This is a genomic window from Arthrobacter sp. Y3223164 (assembly GCF_059091005.1).
Map to the genome: position 1 here is coordinate 1 of NZ_JBNHGF010000461.1, position 1,915 is coordinate 1,915.

A 1,915-nucleotide genomic window follows, 5' to 3' on the forward strand; every position below is an offset into this window, starting at 1 on the left:
CGCGGCGCTGGCCGGTGCCGGCGTGCGGCTGCATGTGGACCAGCGGGTGGCCGGCATCCTGCCGTCCGGCGTCGAGGCCCAGACCGCGACCGACGAGGACTGGGGCCGCGAGTACATGGACCTGGACCTGGCGGTGGCGATGGTGGACTCCGTTGACGATGCGGTCAAGCACATCCGCACCTGGACGACCGGCCACACCGAGGCCATCATCACCAACGACCTGCGCAACGCCGAGAAGTTCATCGCCGAGATCGACTCCGCGGCAGTGATCGTCAACGCCTCCACCCGGTTCACCGACGGCGGGGAGCTGGGCCTGGGCGCGGAGGTGGGCATCTCCACGCAGAAGATGCACGCCCGCGGGCCGATGGGGCTGCGCGAACTCACCACCACGAAGTGGATCGTCCAGGGCGACGGACAGGTCCGCGACTAGGCATGTGCCGGCCGGCCTGTCCCGGCCGAATCACGGTTCCGCGCCCGGAACGCGTACCATGAGTAGGAAGCCATATCCCGTCCGCCTGCGCGCGGCCGGGCTGAAGAACCGCAAGGGAGAATCATGCTGTCTCAGGTCCTCGACGCCGCACTCGTGGCCAGCGAAGCCGCCCACGTCGAACTACCGGTCCCCGCCTGGGCGATCGGCGCCGGTTTCATGGCCGCCTTCCTGATCATGATGTTCGCCACCATCGCGTTCACCAGCGTCGGACAGCGCCACTCGGCGGTCGAGGAGCACGTTGACCCGCACCGCCAGCATCCGAATAAGCACGATCACGGCCAGGCCGCGCGCCGCTAGCCGTTCGTGTCCGCGCTGCCCGTCAAAGCCCCGCACGCCGGAGACCTGCACCTCACTTACCCGGGGCGCAAGCTCCGGCTGGGCGTCATGGGCGGAACGTTTGACCCGATCCACCACGGGCACCTCGTGGCGGCCAGCGAAGTGGCGTCGGTCTTCGGCCTGGACGAGGTGGTCTTCGTGCCCACCGGCCAGCCCTGGCAGAAGAGCGGACGCGAGGTCAGTCCGGCCGAGCACCGCTACCTGATGACGGTGATCGCGACCGCATCGAATCCGCAGTTCACGGTGAGCCGGGTGGACATTGAACGCCCGGGTCTGACCTATACCATCGACACGCTGCGGGACCTGCGCGCGAGGCGTCCCGACGCGGAACTGTTCTTCATCACCGGCGCGGACGCGCTGGCGCAGATCATGTCCTGGAAGGACATTGACGAGCTGTGGTCGTTGGCGCACTTCGTCGGAGTGACCCGGCCGGGCCACGAGCTGCACGATTTGGGCCGCAAGGATGTGAGCCTTCTGGAGGTTCCGGCGATGGCCATTTCCTCCACGGACTGCCGGGAGCGCGTGGCCGAGAACCAGCCTGTCTGGTACTTGGTGCCGGACGGCGTAGTACAGTACATAGCCAAGTATGGTCTCTACCGGCGCGCGCCGGACGGCGCCGTCGCCCTGAGCCAACTGCAACCAAGCCAATGAAATCAGTCGTTTACTTCTGGGTGATCAGCAAAGCATGAGCAATCAATCCCAGCCGCCGCCCAGCCGCCGGGACATCCGGCGGCAGCGCGACGGCGCCGGTACGGGTCCGGAGAACGCCTCCGGGGACGTCTCCCAGGCACCGGATGCCCAGGCAGCTGCCACGGGCGATGGCGGGGGAGAAGTTGCCCAGGCGCCGTCCGGCGACAGCCGGACGGAGTCCCGCGAACGCCAGGGCGAGCGGTCTTCGCAGACCCGCGCCCGCGAGCGTGAGGCCCGCCGTGCGCTCAAGACCCTGACCGAGGCGCTGCCCAAGATCCCGGCGCCCGAGCAGGAACAGATTCCCACCCGGCGCCAGCTGCGCCAACAGCAATTGGAGCGCGAGAACCGCCTCCCCACATCCGGCGCCCCGACCGGGGACCCCAACGGCCCCGCCGCCCC

At 68.7% G+C, this 1,915-nt stretch carries 3 protein-coding genes and 1 pseudogene; all 4 read left to right on the forward strand.

The window, feature by feature from the left end; all coding sequences use genetic code 11:
- Window positions 1-430 (forward strand): annotated as a pseudogene (locus AC5RUJ_RS15385) (glutamate-5-semialdehyde dehydrogenase); the annotation flags it as partial.
- Window positions 431-553: 123 nt separating this feature from the next.
- Window positions 554-787 carry a hypothetical protein gene (locus AC5RUJ_RS15390; RefSeq protein ID WP_493999865.1) on the forward strand — a complete coding sequence of 78 codons (234 nt, stop codon included), beginning with the start codon at window positions 554-556 and terminating at the stop codon, window positions 785-787.
- A 45-nt stretch (window positions 788-832) separates the two neighbouring features.
- On the forward strand, window positions 833-1,477 hold the full coding sequence (gene nadD, locus AC5RUJ_RS15395) for a nicotinate-nucleotide adenylyltransferase (protein WP_494001261.1): 645 nt from the start codon (window positions 833-835) through the stop codon (window positions 1,475-1,477).
- Between the two features lie 34 nt (window positions 1,478-1,511).
- Window positions 1,512-1,915: hypothetical protein (locus tag AC5RUJ_RS15400; RefSeq protein ID WP_494156150.1), on the forward strand; the 404-nt coding region annotated here is incomplete at its 3' end.